The organism is Fusobacterium perfoetens, from assembly GCF_021531475.1.
Lineage (GTDB): Bacteria > Fusobacteriota > Fusobacteriia > Fusobacteriales > Fusobacteriaceae > Fusobacterium_B.
Genome location: NZ_JADYTX010000073.1, coordinates 1 through 921, shown reverse-complemented (window position 1 = coordinate 921; position 921 = coordinate 1). Strand labels below are relative to the sequence as shown.

Genomic DNA, 921 nt, shown 5'->3' with positions numbered 1-921 from the left:
GAGCCTGTGAAAAAGATTCTGTAAATTAAATAATACTAACTTTTAATAGCTTTCTATGATAAAATTAATATCATAGGAGGCTATTTTTTATGGAAAAGAAAAAAAGAAAAGGTATTCAAATGACTGAAGGAAAAAGAAACATCATTGCTCAACTTATTAATGAGTATGACATTCAATCTGCAGAAGATATTCAAGAAGCTTTAAAAGATTTACTTGGGGGAACTATTCAAGAAATGCTTCAAGCTGAAATGACTGAACACTTAGGATATGAAGAATATCAACGTTCTGATAACTCTAATTCCCGTAATGGTAAAAAATCTAAAATTATTCATAGTAAATATGGAGAGACTTTAATTGATGTCCCTCAAGACAGAGAAGGATCTTTTGAACCTAGAGTTGTAAAAAAACATCAAAAAGATATTTCGGCTATAGATGATAAAATTATTTCTATGTATGCTAAAGGGATGACTACGCGTCAAATATCAGAGCAAATTGAAGATATATATGGATTTGAAGTTAGTGAAGGGCTTGTTTCTGATATTACTGATAAACTTCTTCCACAAATTGAAGAATGGCAACAAAGACCTTTATCTGATGTTTATCCAGTTATCTTTGTTGATGCGATTCATTTCTCTGTTAGGGACAATGGAATAATTAGAAAAAAAGCGGCATATATAATTTTAGGAATAAATAACGAGGGAAAAAAAGAAGTTTTAAGTATAGAAATCGGAGAAAACGAGAGCAGCAAATACTGGTTAGGAATTTTTAATAATCTTAAAAATAGAGGAGTTAAAGATATTTTAATTTTATGTGCTGATGGTTTATCTGGAATGAAAGATGCAGTTACTGTAGCTTTTCCAAAAACAGAATATCAACGTTGTATTGTTCATCAAGTGCGTAATACACTAAGATATATTCCTG

1 protein-coding gene is annotated in these 921 nt (G+C 30.1%); it reads left to right on the top strand.

Annotated features, from left to right (window positions below; translation table 11 throughout):
• Window positions 1–119: 119 nt before the first annotated feature.
• Window positions 120–921 (top strand): IS256 family transposase (locus tag I6E15_RS10040; protein ID WP_419180954.1); only part of this gene is annotated, 802 nt, incomplete at its 3' end.